General features: G+C 69.0%; 13 protein-coding genes and 1 pseudogene. 3 read left to right on the forward strand and 11 right to left on the reverse strand.

Annotated elements, in window-relative coordinates:
- Positions 1-90 precede the first annotated feature (90 nt).
- Together ACIPK3_RS29650 and ACIPK3_RS29655 are read right to left on the reverse strand one after the other, a co-directional pair.
- A pseudogene (locus ACIPK3_RS29650) lies at positions 91-570 on the reverse strand (class I SAM-dependent methyltransferase); the annotation flags it as partial.
- 393 nt (positions 571-963) lie between these two features.
- Entirely contained in the window at positions 964-1,167 is a 204-nt protein-coding gene (locus tag ACIPK3_RS29655; RefSeq protein WP_069779342.1) for a cold-shock protein, read from the reverse strand.
- 290 nt (positions 1,168-1,457) lie between these two features.
- Between ACIPK3_RS29655 and ACIPK3_RS29660 the strand changes: the two genes are divergently transcribed.
- Positions 1,458-2,306 carry a menaquinone biosynthetic enzyme MqnA/MqnD family protein gene (locus ACIPK3_RS29660; RefSeq protein ID WP_402574575.1) on the forward strand — a complete coding sequence of 283 codons (849 nt, stop codon included), beginning with the start codon at positions 1,458-1,460 and terminating at the stop codon, positions 2,304-2,306.
- A gap of 51 nt (positions 2,307-2,357) precedes the next feature.
- Complete coding sequence (locus tag ACIPK3_RS29665; protein ID WP_402574577.1) at positions 2,358-4,082, forward strand: serine/threonine-protein kinase; 1,725 nt, start codon at positions 2,358-2,360, stop codon at positions 4,080-4,082.
- A gap of 22 nt (positions 4,083-4,104) precedes the next feature.
- Here the strand turns inward: ACIPK3_RS29665 and ACIPK3_RS29670 are convergent, their stop codons facing one another.
- The 7 genes from ACIPK3_RS29670 to ACIPK3_RS29700 all read right to left on the reverse strand — a co-directional run bounded on the left by ACIPK3_RS29670 (position 4,105) and on the right by ACIPK3_RS29700 (position 14,950).
- Positions 4,105-8,670, reverse strand: a complete 4,566-nt coding sequence (locus ACIPK3_RS29670) for an FtsK/SpoIIIE domain-containing protein (protein WP_402574579.1) — start codon at positions 8,668-8,670, stop codon at positions 4,105-4,107.
- A gap of 165 nt (positions 8,671-8,835) precedes the next feature.
- Positions 8,836-9,564, reverse strand: a complete 729-nt coding sequence (locus ACIPK3_RS29675; RefSeq protein WP_402574581.1) for a hypothetical protein — start codon at positions 9,562-9,564, stop codon at positions 8,836-8,838.
- A complete protein-coding gene (locus ACIPK3_RS29680) occupies positions 9,561-11,063 on the reverse strand; it encodes a C2 family cysteine protease (RefSeq protein WP_402574583.1) in 1,503 nt (500 codons plus the stop codon). Before ACIPK3_RS29680 ends, ACIPK3_RS29675 begins: the two co-directional genes overlap by 4 nt.
- 3 nt (positions 11,064-11,066) lie before the next feature.
- Entirely contained in the window at positions 11,067-11,384 is a 318-nt protein-coding gene (locus tag ACIPK3_RS29685; RefSeq protein WP_402574585.1) for a hypothetical protein, read from the reverse strand.
- 143 nt (positions 11,385-11,527) lie between these two features.
- Positions 11,528-11,818 (reverse strand): hypothetical protein, encoded by a 291-nt coding sequence (locus tag ACIPK3_RS29690; RefSeq protein ID WP_402574587.1) that lies wholly within the window; start codon positions 11,816-11,818, stop codon positions 11,528-11,530.
- 11 nt (positions 11,819-11,829) lie between these two features.
- Entirely contained in the window at positions 11,830-12,870 is a 1,041-nt protein-coding gene (locus ACIPK3_RS29695; RefSeq protein ID WP_402574589.1) for a hypothetical protein, read from the reverse strand.
- Positions 12,871-12,955: 85 nt separating this feature from the next.
- Positions 12,956-14,950, reverse strand: coding sequence for a hypothetical protein (locus tag ACIPK3_RS29700; RefSeq protein WP_402574591.1), 1,995 nt, complete (start codon positions 14,948-14,950; stop codon positions 12,956-12,958).
- 302 nt (positions 14,951-15,252) lie between these two features.
- On the opposite strand from ACIPK3_RS29700, the gene ACIPK3_RS29705 reads away from it, so the two are divergent.
- Positions 15,253-15,525, forward strand: a complete 273-nt coding sequence (locus ACIPK3_RS29705; protein WP_402574593.1) for a WXG100 family type VII secretion target — start codon at positions 15,253-15,255, stop codon at positions 15,523-15,525.
- Positions 15,526-15,802: 277 nt separating this feature from the next.
- On the opposite strand, the gene ACIPK3_RS29710 is transcribed toward ACIPK3_RS29705, so the two are convergent.
- Together ACIPK3_RS29710 and ACIPK3_RS29715 are read right to left on the reverse strand one after the other, a co-directional pair.
- On the reverse strand, positions 15,803-16,387 hold the full coding sequence (locus ACIPK3_RS29710; RefSeq protein WP_402574595.1) for a hypothetical protein: 585 nt from the start codon (positions 16,385-16,387) through the stop codon (positions 15,803-15,805).
- A gap of 78 nt (positions 16,388-16,465) precedes the next feature.
- Positions 16,466-20,905, reverse strand: a complete 4,440-nt coding sequence (locus ACIPK3_RS29715; protein WP_402574597.1) for an FtsK/SpoIIIE domain-containing protein — start codon at positions 20,903-20,905, stop codon at positions 16,466-16,468.
- Positions 20,906-21,190 lie beyond the last annotated feature (285 nt).

Below are 21,190 nucleotides of genomic sequence, written 5' to 3' on the forward strand. Positions count from 1 at the left end.
CCTTCACACCTACAACTACCATCGCTGCCACACCGCACTCGGAGGCCAACCACCCATCAGCCGTGTCAACAACCCTGCGGGTCAATACACCTAGGCCCTGTCGGCCCCGGGCTCGGCCGGCCGGGGTGGCTTCCGGACGATCAGGAAGGCCTGGGGGACCGTCTCGTCGAGCACCGGGTCCGGTTCGCGGAGGGTGTGGGAGACGGGGGTGAAACCGGTCTCGGTCAGCAGGGCGGCCGTCCGGTGCGGGTCGCGGCGTTCGAAGTCCAGCGTGACCGGGTGGCCCCACGGGTTCTCGTAACGGCGCGGCGTGTCGCCGGCCTGGAAGCCGAGCAGGAGGTGGCCGCCGGGGGCGAGTACCCGGTGGAACTCCGCGAACAGGGCCGGCAGCCGGCCCACCGGGGTGTGGATGGACGAGTACCAGCTGACCACACCGCCCAGCGTGCCGTCCGGCAGATCCAGGTCCAGCATCGAGCCCCGCTCGAAACGCAGACCCGGATTCTCCCGGCGGGCCACCGCGAGCATCGACTCCGACAGGTCCAGGCCGAAGACCGGCAGACCCAGCGAGGCGAGGTACCCGGTGGTCCGCCCCGGCCCGCAGCCGAGATCGGCGACCGCGCCGGAGCCGCCGCCGAGCCGCCGCCGACCAGTTCGGCGTACGCGGCGAGCACGGCCCGCTCCAGCGGTCTGGGGGCGAGTTCACCGCGGAATCGTTCGGCGTAGTCCTCCGCGATTGCGTCGTAGAACACCCGGGTGGCGGTCAGGAAGTCGGGGTCGGCCATGGACGGGGACCCTACTCCGCGCTCTGCATTCCGTCCCGGCCCGGAATACGCGGGGCGTGGGACAGGTGAAGCGGGAATGAACGGAAGAAGCGGGAATGAACAGAAAAGGCAGGAGCCCCGTTGCCTTGCGGCACGGGGCTCCTTGGGTACTGCACTCAGACTGCGAGCAGACTCGCCGCTATCAGACGGGGGTGACGTTCTCCGCCTGAGGACCCTTCGGACCCTGCGTCACGTCAAAGCTGACCTGCTGGTTCTCCTCAAGGGAGCGGAAGCCGGCCGCGTTGATCGCGGAGTAGTGAACGAAGACGTCCGGGCCGCCGCCCTCCTGGGCAATGAAGCCAAAGCCCTTTTCGGCGTTGAACCACTTCACGGTTCCGGTAGCCATAAGCCCTCCTTGGGCCCACAAAGGGTTTGCCCTGCTCCAGAACCTGCAAGTGTGAAAACAATGCTGCACAACTGCATATGTCTGAAAACGACGAGAGCCCGCGGTCACATGCTCCGCAGGCTCTGTACTGCAAGGGAAACCAAACTGCAACTTGCGGCGAGCCTAGCACGCGGGCAGCCGAAAGCAATAGAGGCCAAGATCACGTCACCCGGATGTTTGAAGATCGCGCCATCCTGGTTGACCGTGGGGCCGGAGTCCGCACGGTATCCCACGGGGTCTAGTGTCGCGATGTGGACATTTCTCGCACCCGGCCGCGCGTCGGCCACATCCAGTTCCTGAACTGCCTGCCCCTCTACTGGGGGCTCGCGAGAACCGGCACCCTCCTCGACTTCGAGCTGACCAAGGACACCCCCGAGAAGCTGAGCGAGCAACTGGTGCGGGGTGACCTCGACATCGGCCCGGTCACCCTCGTGGAGTTCCTGCGCAACGCCGACGACCTCGTCGCCTTCCCCGACATCGCGGTCGGCTGCGACGGCCCGGTGATGTCCTGCGTGATCGTCTCGCAGGTTCCGCTGGACCGGCTGGACGGCGCCCGTGTCGCCCTCGGCTCCACCTCCCGCACCTCCGTCCGCCTCGCCCAGCTGCTGCTCTCCGAGCGCTACGGCGTACAGCCCGACTACTACACCTGCCCGCCCGACCTCAGCCTGATGATGCAGGAGGCCGAGGCAGCCGTACTCATCGGCGACGCGGCACTGCGCGCCAACCTGCACGAGGGGCCCCGCTACGGGCTCGACGTGCACGACCTCGGCACGCTGTGGAAGGAGTGGACGGGCCTGCCCTTCGTCTTCGCGGTGTGGGCGGCCCGCCGGGACTACGTCGAGCGCGAGCCGGAGATCACCCGCCAGGTGCACGAAGCCTTCCTCGCCTCCCGCAACCTCTCCCTGGAGGAGGTCACCAAGGTCGCCGAACAGGCGGCCCGCTGGGAGGCCTTCGACCAGCGGATCCTCGAGCAGTACTTCACCACCCTCGACTTCCGCTTCGGAGGTCCGCAGCTCGCCGCCGTCTCCGAGTTCGCCCGGCGGGTCGGCCCGACCACCGGTTTCCCGGCCGACGTGAAGGTGGATCTGCTCCGGCCCTAGTCACTACGCTGCCCGGAGAAACGGGGAGCGGGGAACGGGGGAGGGGACGCGATGCAGCCGCTCGAAGCCGGTGAACCGGTCGTCGTCGGGCCCTACCGGCTCCTCGGCAGGCTCGGCGCGGGCGGTATGGGCCGCGTGTACCTGGGGCGCAGCACCGGCGGCCGTACGGTCGCCGTGAAGATCGTGCACCCGCACTTCGCGCTCGACGAGGAGTTCCGGGCCCGCTTCCGCCGCGAGGTGGAGGCCGCACGCCGGGTGGGCGGCGCCTGGACCGCGCCCGTCCTGGACGCGGACCCGGACGCCGCCGTGCCCTGGGTCGCCACCGCCTACGCGGCCGGACCGTCCCTGGCCGCCGCCGTCTCCGACGCCGGCCCCCTGCCCGCGCACTCGGTACGGGCCCTGGTCGCGGGCCTCGCCGAGGCACTGACCGCCGTGCACGAGCTGGGCCTGGTGCACCGCGACGTGAAGCCGTCCAACGTCCTGCTCACCCTGGACGGCCCGCTGCTGATCGACTTCGGCATCGCTCGGGCCGTGGACGGCACCGCGTCCCTCACCTCCTCCGGCGTGTCGATCGGATCGCCCGGCTACATGTCGCCCGAACAGATCCTCGGCAAGGGCGTCACGGGTGCGGCGGACGTCTTCTCGCTCGGCGCGGTCCTCGCCTACGCGGCCACCGGACGGCCCCCGTTCCCCGGCGACTCCTCGGCCGCGCTGCTCTACAAGGTCGTACACGAGGAGCCCGAACTCGGTGCCCTCGACGGGGAACTGCGCGGGCTCGCGGCGCACTGCCTGGCCAAGGAGCCGTCCGCCCGCCCGGTCCCCGCGGACATCGCCCGACGGCTCGCCCCCGACGGTGCGGCCCGCCTGGTTGCGGGCGGCTGGCTGCCCGGGGCACTGGTCGAGCAGGTGAGCCGCGGCGCCGTACGCCTGCTCAACCTGGAGACCGCCGACGCGGCACCGTCCGGACCGGTGGGGTTCAGCAGCCCGTCGGTGGGCGGGACGGGCGGGGTGTCGGCGGGTGCGGGTGCGGGATCGGGAGCGTTCGGGCCGGCCCCCGTCATGCCGGCACCACGGGACGCGGCGGTCGCGGATGCCCGGCCGGAGCAAGGTCCGGGGCCTGGAACGGGTGCCGGATCGTCGCCGGCACCTTCCCCGGGACTGAGACCGGGACCTGGGCCGGGGCCCGGGAAGATCTCCGTCACGTTGGCGGCGGGCTCGGCTCCGGGGGAGGGCGGCCGCGGCCGCCGGATGAGCTGCACGGTCGCGCTCGCCGTGGCCGGGGCGCTGGCCGCGGTCAGTGTGGGACTGGGGTTCCTGATCCGCCCGATGATCGGCGGAGGCGGCGCCGACAGGGCGAGCGGCGGCGCGCACTCCCCGGCACCGAGCACGGCCACCGGAAGCACCCCCGGCGACACCACCGGGACCGCCGTCCCCGACCGCTACCTCGGCACCTGGGAGGGCCAGGGCACCGCCCTGGACGGAACCCTGCCCATCGGCACCTTCCGGCTGACGGTCCACCGGGCGCGGGTCGGCGAAGAGCTGGGCCGCCTGACCCAGACCGACCAACTGGGCGGTGTCTGCACCGACATCCTCACCCTGAAGAAGGTGACGACAACCACGATCGTCGCCACCTCCGTCGGCGCCAAGGGCAACCACGACGGCTGCAACCCGGCCCCGCACCCGGTCGAACTGAAGCCGACCGGCGCCGACCTCACCTACATGTCGGACAGTTCGGCCGAGGGCAATCCGGTGGCACGGATGTCGAAGGCCGAGTAGCCGGGCGGGGCCGCTGCCCCGCTCACCCCGGAATCACCACCGTCCGCAACTCCCCGTCGCCCAGGTGCAGCATCCCCTTGCCCGGGACCACCTGACCGCCCACCAGGCTCCGGGACAGACGGACGCCTATGAGGTCGCCGCTGGACGACTCCTGCGGGGAGAGCAGGATGCCACGGCGGGCCTTCTTGGCGTCGACCTGCCAGCCCGAGAAGCCGCTGCACACGTCCTCCTCGTCACCGGCGATCACCAGGGCGAGGCCGCGTTCGGCACCGCGCGAGACGATCCGCTTCATGTGCGACTCGGCGTCCAGGTCCTCCAGGATCTCGCCGTCGTCCACGAGGACCACGATCGGTTCCTCCGGGGACGCCGAGTCGATGACCTCCTCGAAGTCGTCCTCGTCGATGTCCTCGCCGGTGAACACCTTCACCACGCCCCCCGTGCCCTCCAGTTGACGCAGCGGCGACTGGCGGGGCGCGGCGACGACCAGCCGTACGCCCTGGGCGAGATAGGACTGCGCGAAGTTCATCAGGACGGTCGAGCGGCCGGACTTCGCCGGTCCGGCGATGACGAACGCGGGAACACCGTCGGCGAGGTCCGGGCCGAAGCCGACGATCTCGTCGCCGCCGATACCCGCCAGCGCCCACAACCGGGAACGGGAGGCGTCCGGATCGCGCATCTCCCAGGCGTCCGGGAAGGAGATCCGGCTGGGCAGACTGTCCACCCGGAAGGGCCTGCGGGCGCGCGGCACGGCCGCGTCCCGGGCCGCCGCCGCCTCGCCGATCGCGGCGAGCGCGGCCGCCTGCCCCTGGCCGGTGGTGTCCTCGGCGAGCAGCGCGAACTGCGTCTCCGTGCCGGACTCGTTGCGATAGGCACGCCCCGCCGGGATCTCCTCGGGCACCTTGCGGCTCGGGATGCCGAGCGTGGAGAAGTCGCTGCGGTCGGCGAGCCGCAGACCGTACTTGTCCTCCGTCAGCGTGGCGACCCGGCCGATGAGGAGCGTGCGGTCACCGGTCAGGACCAGATGGATGCCGACGCTCGCACCCTCCCGCATCATCGTGGTCAACTCGTCCGTGAGCGAACCGTGGTCGATCTCGCCGAGCGTGGGCACCCAGCCCTCCCACCGGTCGAGCAGCACCACGATGTGCGGCAGCCGCTCGCCCTCGGGCGCAGCCGCCCGCTGCTCGCCGATGTCGGCGAAGCCCTTGTCCGCCAACAGGTCCTGACGGCGACCCAGTTCACCTTTGAGACGGTTGACCAGGCGGATCACCCGCTCGGTCTGGTTGCGGCCGACGACCGCCCCGCAGTGCGGCAGCCGGGTCAGCGCGTTGAGCGCGCCGTTGCCGCAGTCGATGCCGTACAGATGGACATCGGCACTGGAGTGCGTACGCGCGAGGGAGCCCGCGATGGTCCGCAGCACCTGCGAACGGCCGCTGCGCGGCGCACCGCCGATCATCAGGTGACCGAAGGTCGCGAAGTCGACCACGACCGGGCGGCGCGCCTGGTCGGCCGGCAGGTCCGCCACGCCGTACGGGGCGGGCGCGAGCCGGCCGGGGGCGAGAGCGGGGGCGGCGATCTCGGGGATATCGTCCAGCAGCAGCGTCTCGGTGAGAGCGGGCAGCCACGGGCTGTGCTGGGCCCGGATGTCCAGTACCCGGTTGGCGTCGTTGACCGCGTCCACGAGCACCTTGAGGTCGGTGATCTCCTCGTCCTCCCGGGCCTCCGTCTTCGGCTTCACCAGCGCGGACCGGCCCAGATCCGCCCAGGACAGCTCGCCCACCCAGGGCGCGAGTGCCGTGGGATCGGCGGCGCCGGGCCTGCGGCCGCCGACCCGGCCCGACTGGAACGGCACCAGCGAGGCGTGGCCGAGCCGCACATACGCCCGTCCCGGTGTGGTCTTCGAGATGTGCCCCGCCTCGGGCGAGTCGATGACGTCGCTCGACTCGCCGCCGTCCGTGACACGCAGGGCGATACGGAGGTTGGTGTTGGCGCGGATCTCCGGCGAGACCACACCGCTGGGCCGCTGCGTGGCGAGCAGCAGGTGGATGCCGAGTGAACGGCCTCGCTGGGCGATGTTGACCAGACCGGTGACGAAGTCGGGCAGATCGCGCACCATCGACGCGAACTCGTCGATGACGATGAGGAGTCGGGGGACCGGTGCATGGCTCGGATCCCGGCGCACGAGATCCTGGTAGTCCTCGATGTCCTTGGCGTCGGCGGCGGCCAGGATGTGCTCGCGCCGCTTCAGCTCGGCCCCCAGCGACTCCAGCGCGCGCTCGACCAGATGCGCGTCGAGGTCGGTGACCATGCCGACGGTGTGCGGCAGCTTCACACAGTCCTTGAACGCCGAGCCGCCCTTGTAGTCGACCAGCACGAAGGTCATGTTCTCCGGCGTGTTGGCCACGGCCAGCGAGGCGACAATGGTCTGGAGCAGCTCCGACTTGCCGGAACCGGTGGTGCCGGCGATCAGGCCGTGCGGTCCGTCCTTGCGCATGTCGATGCCGAACGGCCCGTCGTACGACTCACCGATCACCGCGAGCGTCGACTGCCCGCCAGTCCGCCACCGCGCGACGATCGCGTCACCCGTCGGCGGCTCCAGCTGGAGCACGTCGAGCAGACGGCTGGCACCGGGCAGCGCCGAGTCCTCGGTCTCCCCGCTGATGTCGCGCAGCGCCGACAGCGAACGGGACAGCCGCAGCGCCCAGGCGGCGGACACGAAGTCGGGCCGTACGTCCTTGATGCCCGCGGCGCCGCCCTCCTCGACCCGCAGCCGCAACTCCTTCGCCTCATCGGCGTTCTCGTTCTCCGGGACGCCCGTGTTGTGCCAGGCGTGGAAGGAGGGGAAGCCCCCGGCGGTCTGCGGCTGGGCGGCGGTCCGGTCGGCTTGGGTGTCGTACTCCCGGGCCTTGGGCTCCGCGACCACGAACGCCTGGCACTCGCCCGGCAGGAACCGTTCCTCGGTGTCCAGGCACACGGCGTACATCGAGACGGCGGGCCCCTCGCGCAGCAGCCGTACCGCACCAGGCAGCGAGCGCAGCCGCCGCGATCCGTCCCATACGACGACGATGTCCGGGTCGCTGAAACTCGTCCCCTGCCCGCGGTTCTGCTCGGCGGCCTTCTTGCGGGCGTCGAGGACCTGCGTCAGCTCGCCGATGCGGGCGCCCACGGTCTCGGCGTCGGTGCCGATGAGCACGTTGACGTCCTGGCTGCCCGACGGGCGGGCGTGCGGCAGCCAGCGCACCCAGTCCCATTCGCTCTGCGCGCTGTTCTCGCTGAGGAAGTAGAACTGCACATCCATCGGGCTGTGCAGCGCGGCGGTCTGCCCGACCGCCCACCGGCCGAGCGCCCGCGCCGAGTCCCCGGGCCCCGCGATGCCGATGACACCGAGCGAGCGCAGCGAGAGGGCGACGGGAGCGTCCTCGATGTTCCACGTGACCTGCCGCCGGTGCTCGTCCTGCTCGGGGTCGTCCAGCACCACCTCGGACGGCACCCGTCCGGTCCCGAGGCGCAGAAGCAGGTGATCGCGGTCGGTGCGGCGGCGCTCCCACAGCCGGGTGCGCGGCCCGGTGCCGAGCGAGAGGACGGCGGCCGGGTCGGGAATGGCGTTGCGCCGGTCGTCGCGCTCGGCGGTCAGCGCGTCCTGCGCGTCCTTCTCGATCCGGTCCTTCTGCTCCTTGTACTCCTTGACCTGCTTCGCATGGGACTTGCGCCCGTGCTTCTTGTCCATGAAGTAGTTGGCGAACAGCATGACGGGACTGAGCCCCGCCATGATCAGGTAGTACCAGCGGTGGAAGATGAGCACGGCCACGACCGACCCGACGAGCGGGGTGAGCGCCATCAGCCAGGGCAGTGGGCGGGCTTCGAACTCCCGGGGCGGGCTGGGCAGCCGGAACTTGGTCTGCCGGTCCGGCGGGCGCAGCCGGGGCGGCCGGTTGTAGTCGAGGCCCACCCCGTCCTCGGACCACTTGAGGGCGGCGTTGGGCGGGGTGTAACGGGCCAGCTCCAGAAGGGTGTTGCCGATGGCGATCTGCCCGCCGAGCGGCCAGTCGTCACTGCCGCTCTCCCCGGCCTTCTCCCCGTCGCGGGTGACACTCTCCTTGTCCTGGTGCACGACGACCTTGCAGGTGCCGTCCGTCGCGATCGACAACGTCAGGGCCCTGGCGTCGAGTTCTGGGTCATCGATCCGGATGTACGAGGCCGGCCCGCTGCCGATGTCGTACCGGCCGACACCGAGCCGGTGCACGAAACCGGCGACGGGACCACCGACGACACGCAACTCGACGAGCCCGGTGGGTTCTCCGGGCAGGCACCCGGCTGGATCCTGAAGGCTGACCACCGCGCCCTCGCGCAGCGGCGAGCCGATCACGGTCGCGGCCGGATCGACGGAATACCCGTCGATGTAGACGGCCGGCGCCCCGCCCGACGGCACCTGGCCGTGCTGTCCGAACGGGATGATCTGCGCCCCACTCTGCCCGACCTGCCTGGCCAGCTCCGTGGCGATGTCCCCCACGGTGGACTCGGGATCGGCATCGAGAACGACGTCGGCGGCCCCACCGCCGAACGGGTCGACGACGGTCAGAGTCAGGCGCACGCCGGACCTCCCCAAGCACCTGTGGCCGCTGGCGCCACGTGTCATGGCGGGATCTGACGATATCTGCTCCGTTGCGTCCGTGATGTCCGGACGTCAACCGTCGATGACCCTTTTGCGAAGAGGCAGGAAGTCCAGGCCGTCAACCAATGACCGGCGAGCGGCGACTCAGGCGTCGCCGAGCCGCCGCAGGTCCACGTATCCGGCCTTGAAGTCGGGCGAGTTCACCGCGGAGTCCGTGTTCCCGGCGTTGATTGTCTCGACCTTCCACAGCTGACCCGCGATCTCCACGGTACTGCCGTCGCGTACGTCGCCGTAGAAGGCGAGTTGGCCCTTGCCGGAGGCGGTCACACTGATCGAGGCGCGGGCGGGGCCGCTCTGGATGTCGGTGACGACGGCTCCCATGGCGGGCCCGTTGTCGGGCACGTGCCAGCGGAGCCGCCAGTGACCGTCCTGCGTTGTCGGCCACTTGTCCATGTCTGCCCCTTCGTTCGTGCTGCTGTGATCCGGCGTCGTGAGGACTACGCGGTAGGCGCAGATCTGGGCGACGGTGAAGGAACGCCCCTTCACGGTGACCTTTCGGCCCGCCGTCACGGTCTGCCCCGTGTTGTCCAGGGTCAGCATCGCGGTGCGGTGCTTTCCGTCGGCGCCCGCCTCCGTGTACGCCGCCTTGCCGCCGCCCGGCAGTACGGTGGTGCCGCCCCGCAGGACGTGCACCCCGTTGGTGTTCTTGGCACCGTCGCACTCCGGGCCCTTGTCGGCGGGCGGTGCGGGGCGCGACGGCGACGAGGACTCCGGGGGACTTGTGGTGTCCGACGCCTTGGTATCGCTGTCCGTTCCACAGGCGGCGAGGATCAGCGTGAGACAGACCGCTCCGCCGAGTTTCAGCAGTTTCATTTCTTCACCTGCAGCTCTTGCGGGGTGTTGAAGAATTTCTCGTACTGTTCGCGCGTGGCGACAACGTCCGGACTTCCGCCACCCCATGGATTGCCGAGGATGACGTCCCCGTTTGCATTGAATCCCTTGACGTAGTAAACATGCCGAGTAACGTATGCGCCGTTCTTCTGCCAATCCGACGGCAGATTGCTGGAGTCGGAATTGGACGCCACGATCACCGGGTGATGGGCGTCGAACGACTTCTTGATGGAGTCGACGTTGTTGTCGATCGACTTGGAGTTCTCGCCGGTCACATAGGGCGGCGCCTTGTCGGTCATATCCCACTCGGTGGCACCGTAGTTGCCGAAGTCGGCGTGGTCGTAGCGTTTGTCTCCGTCACGGCCGTCCGGGGCCCCACCCTCGTCGCCGCCGTACATCAGGGCGAAAGCCTTCTCGTAGTACGCGGGCCAGGTCTCGGCGTTTCCATGGGCCGAGATCAGGTGCCCATTGCTGTCCATCGGAAGGTCCGGAGTGACGGTGACCCAGTGCTTGTTGCCGTCTTTGTCCCAGATCCGGACGTCCACGGTGCCGTTGGCGTTCTGCTTGAGTCCTTCCGCGATGAACTGGGGATCCGCCTGAGCTGTCGCGGTGAGAGACGCGATGTACCAGCAGTCGGCGAACTGTCCCTGCGAGATGCTCGACGCGTCGACCTGGCCGGGTTTGGCGAACAGCGGGTCGGTGGGGGTGCCGTACTGAACGCCCTGCACGGTCTGACCCCGCTGGGAGTTCTGCTTGTCGAGCCAAACGTCCGTTGTGTCGAATCCCGGCTGTATTCCCGGGAACGCCGCTTCCAGCTTCGCCCAGTGCGACGGTCCGGCCTTCTTCAGCAGTCCGCTCAGGTGGTCACGGAACGCGCTGTCCGGGATGCCGTCGTGCGACTCCCACCACCACATGCCGCTGTCGTCGGTCTTCCGCGCCAAGTCGCCGTAGCGGCGCAGATCCTCGGGCTTGGCCTTGGCCAGGAATGCGTCGAGCTCGGCGGCGGTGAGGCCGTTCAGCTTGTCCTTGACCTCGTCCAGATCGTCCCGGTTGCCATCGTCGCCGAAGTCCTTGCCGTCCAGTGCGGCGAGCGCGTCCAGCGCATCGTTGATCTTCTTCTCGTCGGGGGCCTTCTCGTCGGCGAAGGCGAGTGCCGGGTCGATGGCGTATCCCTTGGCGAGCAGTTCGTTGCACTTCTCCAACTGGCTGCAGCGGCGTGCCATCGAGTCGGACATGTCTCCGAGTTCCCCGTTGAGCGACCCGGGCAGGTTGTTGAAGCCGAACGGCCAGAAGGAGAAGGGATTGCCGACCAGGGGCTCGAGGTCGCGGCTCGTGGTGGCAGGTTTGCCGCCCATCAGGCTCTGGGCCTGGGTCAGCACCGCAGAGACGTCGCTGTGCAGCTTGCCCGCGTTGTCGCCCAGGGTCTTCAGGCTGGTTCCCAGGCTGCGTATCTTCGGTATGTCGAAGCCGGCGAAGGGCATGGGTCAGCCTCCCGGCTTGTCGCTCTGGGTCTTGGCCTGTTCGTCGAGGTGGTTTGCCTCGGTTTCCCAGCGCTTGGCGTCGACCATCAGGTCAGTGGCCATCGAGCCCAGTCTGGCCTTGCGGGTGCGGAGCGTTGCGGTGGATGCCTCGGCGAACGGGCCCATCCATATGCCCTGTGTCGCACTCGTCACCGCGCTGTCGAGATATGGTCCGAGCGACCCGGCGAGTGTTCGTGCCTTGCGGGCGCACTCGCGCAAATCGTCCGCCCGTTTGCGCAACTGTGCGGGTGTCTCGCCCCGTTCGTCGTCCGGTCTTCCCATGTCAACCCCGTAGTCGATCGGCCGCAAGCATCGAGTGCAGATGCTAACAAACGAACCAACGTTCAAGCCTGCCACCGCGTTTGGGCGTTGCAGCACCTGCACACCGACGTGAGGGCGAGATCCCGCGACCGGCTTCGTCCCGCCTACGCTCCTCCGCCGGTGCGCTTGCTGTCCATTGCCGCCTGATCCTTCTGGGCCTTGGTGACCAGGCGCTGTTCCTCCGGGGGGTAGGAGTCGAACAGTTTGCCCAGAGTGCCCATACGGCCCTGGAAGTCACTGCCCCACTTGTCGGCGGCGGCGCCGACCCAGGTCTCGCAGCCGATCAGGTTGTTCACGGCGGTGATCGCGGAGCGGATGTTCGCGACCGATGCCTCGATCTTGTTCATGTCCTGGCGGCAGAGATAGCCGAGTTTGTCTTCGTCTGGTATGCCCACTGATGTCCCCGTTAGTTGATGCCGATTTGAAGGAAGTACTGGGTGTCTCCGGCGAGAACGAGTTTCCCGCCGCCGTACGTCATGAACTTAGGGAGAGCGCAGGGCAGTTGTTCGGCGTCCACCGTGTCCTTCAACTCACACTGGTCCGCGTACTTCGATGTCTGCTGTGAGTTCCGGGAGCGGGCCACCAACTCAGCGCGTCCGGCGTGAAGGTGGAGCAGATAGTGCGCTTCCTCGCCGTAGGCGTTGGCGTAGACGCCCTCGGCACCATCCCCGGTGAGGGATACGACCGTCAGGTCGCCGGGGCTCCCCTTGACCCCCGCGACTGACCGGGGCAGAGCGAGGGGGGTGGTCGTCCCGTCGGTGCGGATGGCCGTGACGTCTTTGATGTGCGAGAACTCGGACGAGTGGGTCCACGGATCACTGGTGATGTAGACCGTACCCGTCCTGTCCACGGCAGTACTTGGGTAGCCGGCCAGTGTCCGGGTCTCGCGATCGCCCGCCGGGAGTTCGTACACACGGGTGAGCCGGTCCTTGGCCAACGACCAGACCACATGCCCATCGAGCACGATCAGTGACCCGTCGGGACGCACACCGAGAGGCGCGACGTGGTCATCGGCGAATCTGAAGCCGTGAGCCGTGGCCGATTCCGGGGCCTGTGCCGTGGCTGACCGGTGCTTACCGGGGACTCCGGCCAGGACGCTGACCTGTCCGTTGCTGCCGTACTTGTAAAGGGCGTGATCTTTCCCGAAGACCAGGGAACGGTCCGGCAACACGACCAGGCCGGACGAGCCCTGGGTCGCCTCGGACCCCACCGACTTGACCGTACGGTCATTGTTGATGCGTTGAATGCCGTGCTGCATCGAATAGACAGTGCCGTCTGGGGCAGTGGTCAAAGCCTTGACCTCGTAACCAAGCAGGTCGGCGAGCGCATCGGACTGGCCACGGTCCAGCAGGACCGCCGCCTGCCCCTTGCCCGGCGGTTTCCAGGCGTCGTCGTCGTTGTGATCGCAGGCGGTGGCTCCGACGCACAGCCCGACGGCTGCGAACACGAGCAGGGTTCGCCGGACACGGCCGAAGGTCCCTGTCATCGTTGCCGAAGTCTCGGAAACCTGCATCCGCGACACCTCACTGTCGCTATTCGGAGCCACGCTTGAAGCCGTCCCTCATGTCGTCGTCGAAGTTGTCGAGCAAGCCGCCTTGCTGCTTCTTGACCTCAACCCACCACTGGTTGAAGTCGGTGCGATCACGGTCGTTGCGGAACGCGATATGGCCGTCCGCCCACTCCGGGTGATCCGCCGGCGGCTGGATCCTGCCCGCGCGGACCAGTCCCTGGACGAGGGGCACGTGCATGGAGACGGCATCGTCGAACGCGATGCTCTTGTAGCCGGACTCGACATTGGCGGCATTGTTCGTCGAGAACTTGCTGCCGACATAGGGGATACCGGCCCAGATCGCCGCCTGGACCCAGTTCTGGGTGAGCTGGGTGGTCGGGTTCGGGATGGCGGCGGCACCACTGGCGATGATGTTGAACCAGAGGAGTTCCTTTGCGTGTGCCGCGTCCGTAAGGGCGGCCGCGTCCAGGTTGACCTGCTTGCCCGCCGCAGACACTTCGCCCCGCAACTCGGCCAGGTTCTTCAGATACGTGTCGGCGTCGGAGTCGTTCAGGCCTTGCTGTGCTGTGAGGCTGATCTGGGCGTTGATCGCCTGGACGACGTTTCCGGCCTCGTCGTGGTTCTGCATGATCTCGCTGAGGAAATCCTCGGCGTGCTGGCGGTCCATGACGATCCGGCCGTCCTTCGCGTCGGCCGCCTGGTTCGAAAGGCCGGTGGAGTTGGCGAAGTCCGGCACATACGCCTGGAAGACCGTCGAAAGGGCTGTCGTTATGCCCTTGTTGACTGGATACTGCTCCTTCTCGTAGTCGCCCTTGGTCTTCTCCTTGGCGTACTCGGCGGCCCCCGCGTTGATCAGGTTGGCGGCCGCCTCGGCCGACTCCTTGGCGTGGTGCTGTCGGTCCAGCGTCGCCATGCGGATGACGGCGGCGGGGAACTTCGCGTCGTCGAAGGAGTACGGCCCGGGAGTCGCCCACTTGTCGCTGACGAGCGCCGCTGCGTGGTTCGCACCGTCCTTTCCGGTGAGTACCAGGCGTGACGCGTCCGCGTTCTGGCTGAGGCGCTGCATGAGGGCGAGCGAGGGGTCGTTGGCGTCGATGGCGGCGATTCTCGCGTCAACGCCCTTGCTGCCGTGGGTGTAGTCGACGCTCAGGCCGAGCGACTTGTACCAGTAGTAGTCGTCCTTGCCTTCGACGTATCCGCCATAGCCCCCGCCCTGCATGGTGGGTGCGACGTAATCGGGTCGCATCTGGTTCTTCTGGCGCCAGTCGAGCATCGCGCCGCTCACGGTGGACAGCACATGGGGATCCCACTTGTCCCCGTCAGGGCCGTACTTGAAGAGCATGCCGACGGACCACATGTCGCCGCCGTCCGGCTTGGTCAGCTTGTCCGTGCAGTTGGGCGGGAGGGTGATCTTGCCCTCCTGGGCGAGGCTGGTCGCGGCCTGCACGCCCTGGCCGAACTGCCCGATGATCGCCTCGGACTCCTTCGACAGCACCACGCCGTCATGGGTGCCGTCCTGCCCGTGCAGGACGCGCGCGACGCGGGCGGCCTGGCTCATGCCGTCGGCCGCCATGAATGCCTGGAGGTACGCGGGATCGTCCTGGTGGTCGGCCAGGGACTGCGCGATCTCGTTGATCGTCTGCCGCGACGACGGGTCGTCCGGGTCGTCCAGCGCCTTCTTGAGGTTCGCCGCCTCCTGCTGCGCCTCGTAGGCGGTATTGATCTGCGAGACGTCCCAGGGAATGGTGATGAAGTCCTTGTGCGGGTCGTTCGGGTCGACGAACCGCGGGTTGTGCAGCAGGTTCAGCGCCTCGTCGGCGCGCTTGGCCATGTCCCGTGCGTCATCATGAACCTGCGTCACCTGGCGCAGCAGCGCGGCCTGGTTGAGGGCTCCGTGCCACTTGTCGAATTGACTGCGTATGTTCGGCGCCTCGCGGGCCAGCGTGTCCGCCAGATCCTTGAGCTTGTTGGCCAGCAGACGTACGCGATGCGGGTCGACCCCGGCGAATTCAGACATCCTGCTCTTCTCCCCCGTGCCGCAGTAGCTGCGCCGACGTTCGGGCGTCGACAGCAACAGTCAAGGCTAGCCTCCCCTGCTGTCACCAGGTGTCCCGGACCGGTCAAACAACGATCAAGGCTGCGTAGGGATTCCGCAACCAGGTATGCGGAAGGGAACCAACACCGGTACAAGTTGAGTCTGTTGCAGAAGAAATGTAGAGGTGCCAGAGACACTGGCGTCACCTGAACGGCGTACAGTTACGATTGCCAATCGCGGGCGTGGTGCCCGTGACGTGTTGAAACGGGGAGGAGCGGCGACTCATGGCTATCAGCGGTGCTGATCTTGACGCGTTGAACAAGATGGTCAACAACTTCAAGTCCCAGAAGATCAACCTGGAGTCGGTGTTCAGCGGTCTGAACTCGGCTGCTGACGAGAGCCACGGCTACTGGACGGGGCCTCTGGCGGACAAGTTCCGCCACGAGTGGACCGCGATGAAGCCGCACCTCCAGAAGATCGTGGATCTGCTGCACGAGGCCCACCAGGCCTCGCAGACCCACCACGACAACATCCGTAGGGCCACCGCCGGCCACTGAGCCGATCAGGTCCCACGGAGCTGCTTGCCCAGCCCGGGGGGTCCCGTCCGACTGTCGGACGGGACCCCCCGGGCTGTTTCCGGTTGCGTGTGCCACGAAGTCCCTCACTCGACCTTGGGCAGCCTTGACGGGCGGCGGCCATGGTCCGTAAGCGAACGGACGGAGGAGCGTAGGGAGTCGACTCCCTCCTCCGCCTTGCAGCTGCAAGCGCCGGACCCCGCTCACCGCCACCACACAGGCCCGACGCTTCCCTCCGCCTTGACCGGCCGGACAGGTCCTAGCCCCGGCACGGGCCGTCGACGACAGAGCCGGTGCCGTCCGCCGTGTCCGGGACGGTGGCGCAGACCTGCTTGCCGCTGTCCGAGTCGGTGACGGTCACGTGTCCGCTCGCGTCGAAGGAGTCCGCCGCCTGTGCCTCGTACACGCCGTCGGAGGTCGTCACCGACGTGTCCAGAGCGACGTCCCGCGGCGAGGTGCTGCACGGTGACGGAACATACGTGGCCGCGCCGCCGGACCCCGGTTCGCTCGGATAGACGAAGGTCGGTTGCGGGGCGGCGGGGTTGCAGGCGCGGGCCGACTTCAGTGCCTCGTCGATGATCCGGCTACCCGCCGCGTGGAGTCCGTCGCTCGTCTTCCGGTCCTCGGACGCTTCGCCCAGCAGTACGAGTCCGCCCACGGCACACATCGTCATGCCGAGCCCGAACAGCCAGTTGGTCAGGCGTTTGGCACTGGGGTCCCGTCGTGTCAGCGCGGCCGCCACGCCGGCCGTCAGGACGATCACCCCTCCGGCCCCGAGCAGGGCCCAAGCCGGCCCGGTCGAGATGGGTCCTACGTGGACGTCGGGTGGCAACGGCTGAGCCATCAGCATGTACACCGCCCCCGTTCGATCAGTAGTCCGTCACTCTGGTGGGTCGAGCCGCCTGCGGTCCCTGCCGCGCTCTCAGCCATCGATCACGGCCTGCACCTGCGTGACCGCACCCGCCTGGATCAGCACCCCTCGGCCGGCGGGGCCTGCCGAGGACGTGCGAGGCAGGCGGACGCCGAAGAGCTGTTCGCCGGCATCCGCGGTCGGCGCCAGGAGCAGGCCGTGGCGGTTGCGGCGGGTCTCCACCACGAAGCCGCGGTACTGGGAGCCGAGCGACTCGGCCGAACCCGCCGCGATGACGGCGTGGTCGCCGTCGAGTCCGCTGCGGACCACCTCTTCCAGCGCGGAGTCCAGCGGGGTGTCGTAGAGGAGTTCCGCGTCGTCCGCGAGGACCGCGTACCGGCCGCCCTGCGTCTGGGCCAGTAGATCGGTGAGGTCCTGCTGGGTGGCGTCGCCGAGTAGCACGCCGAGGACGCCGGGTTCTCCTTCCAGTTCCTTCAGCGGGGAGCGCTTCGGGGTGATCAGCACCACGGGCAGACCTGCCCGCGTCATCGAGCGCGCCATCGCGATCAGGGTGCTCGACCGGCCCGACTTCGGCGGTCCTGCGACGACGAAGCCCGGTCCGGCCTCGGACAAGTCGGCCCCGAGCGGCGAGAGTTCGTCGCCGCCCACGCCGACGAGGGCCCACAGGTCCGAGGCGGGCGCGAACTCGGGCTCCAGGGCGACGGCTTCGCGGACCGTGCAGCGTACGGGAAGGGCGTCCACCCGCATCGGGCGGAGCGGGCGCGGGGGACGGGCGTGGAGCCCCGTGGCCTCCGTCGCGATCCGCTGCAGCGCTTCCACCTGCGCCTTGCCCGCCGGATCGGCGGCGAGTAGGGCGAGCTGGCACTCCTGCACGCCGTCATCGGTCAGGCGCAGGGCTCGTCCGGGCGGCATGTCCTTGGGTACGGAACGCGGGTTGATGCCGACCATGCCGTAGTCGTTGGGGTCGGTGAGCCGCAGGATCAGCCGTTCGCCGAAGGAGGTGGTCATGGCACCGGACATCCCCGTGCGGTCCGTGGTCATCACCACACGCAGGCCGACCGCGGGGCCCTCGCGGAACAGGCGGGTGGTGGCCTCGATCAGCTTGCCGTACTCGTAACCCTCGAAGGTGGAGACGAAGCTCTCCCAGCCGTCGAGGAGCAGCACCATGTACGGCAGCCGGTCCTCGCCCTGGGCCGATGCCCGCTGCTCGGCCACGCTGGAGACGCCGAGATGGGCCAGGAGTTGCTGGCGTCGGGTGATCTCGGCCTGGAGACGGCCCAACAGGCGGACCAGGCGCTCGGTCTCGTCGCGGGTGATGATGGCGCCGCAGTGCGGCAGCCTGGTCAGCGGCAGCAGGATGTTGGCGCCGCAGTCGATGCCGTAGAGATGGACGTCGGCGGGACTCGTGGTCGTGGCCAGGGACGCGGCGACCGTGCGCAGTGCGGTGGAACGGCCGGAGCGGGGGCCTCCGATGATCAGCAAATGCTCGCCGTCCACCAGGTCCAGGCTCAGTGGGGAGCGCGCCTGCCGGGAGGGGACGTCGATGACGCCGAAGACCGCCGGGGCCACGTCGCCGTGTGCGGGACGGGTCTCCTGGTACAGGTCGGCGACCGTGACGTGTTCGGGCAACGGCGGCAGCCACGGACTGTGCGGCGCGCCGAAGCCCATGCGCTGAGAGCCCTCGGCGATGGCGTCGACCAGCACCGCGAGGTCAGTCACCATTGTGCCGTCGTCCCCGTCGTCGGCCCGCCGGGGCAGGGGGCGGCCGATGGCGCCCCAGGACAGCGGGAGGAGACCGACGGTCGGCGCCGACGACGCACCGGGGCGCCGACCGCCGATACGGGCCGATTGAACGGCGACCAGCGCGTTCGCCCCCGACCGTACGTACATCCGGCCCGGCGTCGACTTCGAGATGCTTCCGGCGTCCGGGGCTTCGATGACGTCGGCGGACTCGTCCCGGTTGGTCACCCGCAGCGCGATGCGCAGGTTGGTGTTGGCGCGTATGTCCTGGCTGACGACGCCCGCGGGACGCTGGGTCGCGAGGATGAGGTGGACGCCCAGGGAGCGGCCGCGGCGGGCGATGTCGACGAGACCGGCGACGAAGTCCGGCAGTTCGGCCACCAGTGAGGCGAACTCGTCGATGATGATGACCAGGCGCGGCATCGGCTCCAGTTCGGGCCGCAGCCGCCTGGTGTCGGCGTAGTCCTCGATGTCCTTCGCGCCCGCGTCGAGGAGGATCTCCTCGCGCCGTCGCAGTTCGGCGGCGAGCGAGGCGAGGGCGCGCTCGGTCAGATGCGCGTCGAGGTCGCTGACCATGCCCACGGTGTGCGGGAGCCGGGCACAGTCCTGGAACGCGGCGCCGCCCTTGTAGTCGATGAGGACGAAGTTCAGGGCGTCGGGCCGGTTGTGGACGGCCAGCGAGGTGATGAGCGTCTGCAGCAGCTCGGACTTGCCCGCCCCGGTGGTACCGGCGACGAGTCCGTGAGGTCCGTCCAGCCGGAGATCCAGGAAGAACGTTCCCTCAGCGCCGACGCCCACGGGGAAGACTGTCGTGGCGCCTCCGGTGCGCCAGATCTGTTCGATATGGCGGCCGGTCGGATCGGGCATCTGCAACAGGTTCAGCAGGCGCGCCGCCGACGGCAGGGCGCTGTCTGCGTCGTCCCGGCTGACGTCGCGCACAGGCGCCAGCGAGCGTGCCACCAGCTCGCACCACTCGTGGGACACCTGGTCGGCCAGCACCTCGCCAATGGCGTCCAGACCCGCCCCGCGCAGCACGACGTGGTGGCTGGATCCCATCGGCCAGCAGATCGCGGCCCGGCACTCCTCGGGCAACAGCCGCTCGTCCTCGTCCACGCACAGCGCGAACATCCCGTACAGCGGCCCCTCTTGGAGCAGCTGCGGGACGCCGGGCACCCGCCGCAGCAGCCGCGCACCGTCCAGGACGACCAGGATGTGCGGGTCGGGCCGCAGACGTCCCGCGCCGGCTGCCGCGCCGGCCCCCTCCTTGCGCCGGTTCAGTTCGTTCAGCAGTTCCGCGACGCGTCGGCCCACGGTCTCGGAGTCCGCGCCGACGAGGGCGACGCAGTCCTGCCCGTTCTGCGGTTGGGTGTGGGGCAGCCAGTGCGCCCAGCTCCAGGCGACCGCCGCGTCCGGTGCGGACGAGAACACGACGATCGAGAGATCGCGCGGGCTGTGCAGCACGGCGGCCTGAACCGCGAGCCATCGGGCGCTCGCCAGCACCTGGGCGCGTCCTCCGGCCAGGCCCACCACACCCAGGTCGGTGAGCGGCAGCGGCACCGGGACATCGTCCACGTGCGGTGGCGTGGGCGGCCCCTCTTCCGCTGCCTTCCCGGGGGAGGCGACGAGTTCGACGTTCGCCAGGAGTTTCGCGACACCGACGCGCAGTTCCAGGGCGTCCGGATCCGTGAGCCGACGCTCCCACAAGCGGCGCCGTGGTCCGGTCGCGAACAAGAGGAGGGAAGCGGCGTCCGGGGAGGCCTCGCGTCGTGCCCGCTGGTCCGCGGCGGCGAGGGCGGCCAACTCCTTGTCGTACTCGGCCTTCTGCGCCTTGTACTCCTTGACCGACGTGCGGTGCTTCTTTTTGCCCTCACGGTTCTGGCTGAACCACTCGCCCGCCATCATCACCGGGCTCATCAGGCAGAACAGCAGCATGTACGGCTGCTTGGTCATGGCGTACATGACCAAGCCGAACACCAACGGGGTGATGACGCTGATCACTTGGAAGCGGTGACGGTCGGCCTTGTTCGGCGGATACGGGACCACCAACCGGGCGCGAGGTGTCAGCGAACCGAGGCGTGGCGGGCGGTTGTAGGCGAGGCCGCCCTCGCCCATCGGCGCAAGATGCGCGTCGGCCTCCACCGGGTCGTCGAGGACCAGCAGCGAACCCCCGCAGCGGACGAGGCCGCCCGGCGGCCACTCGCGTTCCCCGACGACGGCCTCACCGTCGAGGAGCACCTTCGCGCCATCGGAGCCAGGGGCGAGTCTCACGCTGCCGTCGACGGCGACGCTCACGCGCACCGCCTCACGCGGGAGAAGCGGGTCGGCGACGGGGACGGTACAGGCGGGCGCCGAACCGATCACTGTCACACCCGCGGCGAGGCGAGCCACCCGGCCGGCGCCCGGTCCTCCGGTGACGCGCAGCTCGTAGCGCCCTGCCGGCTCGCCTGCCCGCAGGAACGGCCCCACGCTGTCGTCGACGGATATCCGCATGCCGTCACGGAGTGCGTCGCTCGCGCGTTCGTCGGATGCGCAGAGCCGGCCGTCGGCCCACAGCCCGGTCTTGACGGGTCCCGGCGCTCCGCCGAGACGAGGGTCGTACGCAACTTGGGGCAACCCGGCGGGGACTGAGGCGGGAGCCGTAGCCGGGGCCAACGTCCCCGCCACCTCGGCAATGCTCGCGTCCTCACTGAAATCAAGAATGACGTCCTGTGGGTCCATGCCCTGCCGGACCACTGTCACGGACACCCGCATCGACCGCGTTCCTTCCAGGGAATTCCATGGTCATGCCATGCTGATAGGCCAACACAGGCTACCCCTCCCCGGCGACAACCGGTTTGCGGGCGGCGTTGCTCACCCCGGCTTCGCGTTCTGTGCCCTAACCACCGCGGCAGCTCTGCGTCGCAGGGCTGCATCGTGGCTCGCCTTCGCCGTGAAGCCGCTGCTGCAGGACCGGACTGCCTTCGACGCGTCACTCACGGCCGACTCTGCCCCGCCGGATCCGTACGTGGTGAGGGTGAAGTGGGTGAACGCGGGCTG

The organism is Streptomyces sp. NPDC086787, assembly GCF_044745865.1.
Classification (GTDB): Bacteria; Actinomycetota; Actinomycetes; order Streptomycetales; family Streptomycetaceae; genus Streptomyces.

Bases quoted from the DNA above. Each gene is read 5' to 3' on its own strand.
- ACIPK3_RS29655 (WP_069779342.1), bottom strand. From the start codon at position 1,167: ATGGCTACCGGAACCGTGAAGTGGTTCAACGCCGAAAAGGGCTTTGGC.
- ACIPK3_RS29665 (WP_402574577.1), top strand. From the start codon at position 2,358: ATGCAGCCGCTCGAAGCCGGTGAACCGGTCGTCGTCGGGCCCTACCGG.
- ACIPK3_RS29675 (WP_402574581.1), bottom strand. From the start codon at position 9,564: ATGAAACTGCTGAAACTCGGCGGAGCGGTCTGTCTCACGCTGATCCTC.
- ACIPK3_RS29680 (WP_402574583.1), bottom strand. From the start codon at position 11,063: ATGCCCTTCGCCGGCTTCGACATACCGAAGATACGCAGCCTGGGAACC.
- ACIPK3_RS29685 (WP_402574585.1), bottom strand. From the start codon at position 11,384: ATGGGAAGACCGGACGACGAACGGGGCGAGACACCCGCACAGTTGCGC.
- ACIPK3_RS29700 (WP_402574591.1), bottom strand. From the start codon at position 14,950: ATGTCTGAATTCGCCGGGGTCGACCCGCATCGCGTACGTCTGCTGGCC.
- ACIPK3_RS29705 (WP_402574593.1), top strand. From the start codon at position 15,253: ATGGCTATCAGCGGTGCTGATCTTGACGCGTTGAACAAGATGGTCAAC.
- ACIPK3_RS29710 (WP_402574595.1), bottom strand. From the start codon at position 16,387: ATGGCTCAGCCGTTGCCACCCGACGTCCACGTAGGACCCATCTCGACC.
- ACIPK3_RS29715 (WP_402574597.1), bottom strand. From the start codon at position 20,905: ATGCGGGTGTCCGTGACAGTGGTCCGGCAGGGCATGGACCCACAGGAC.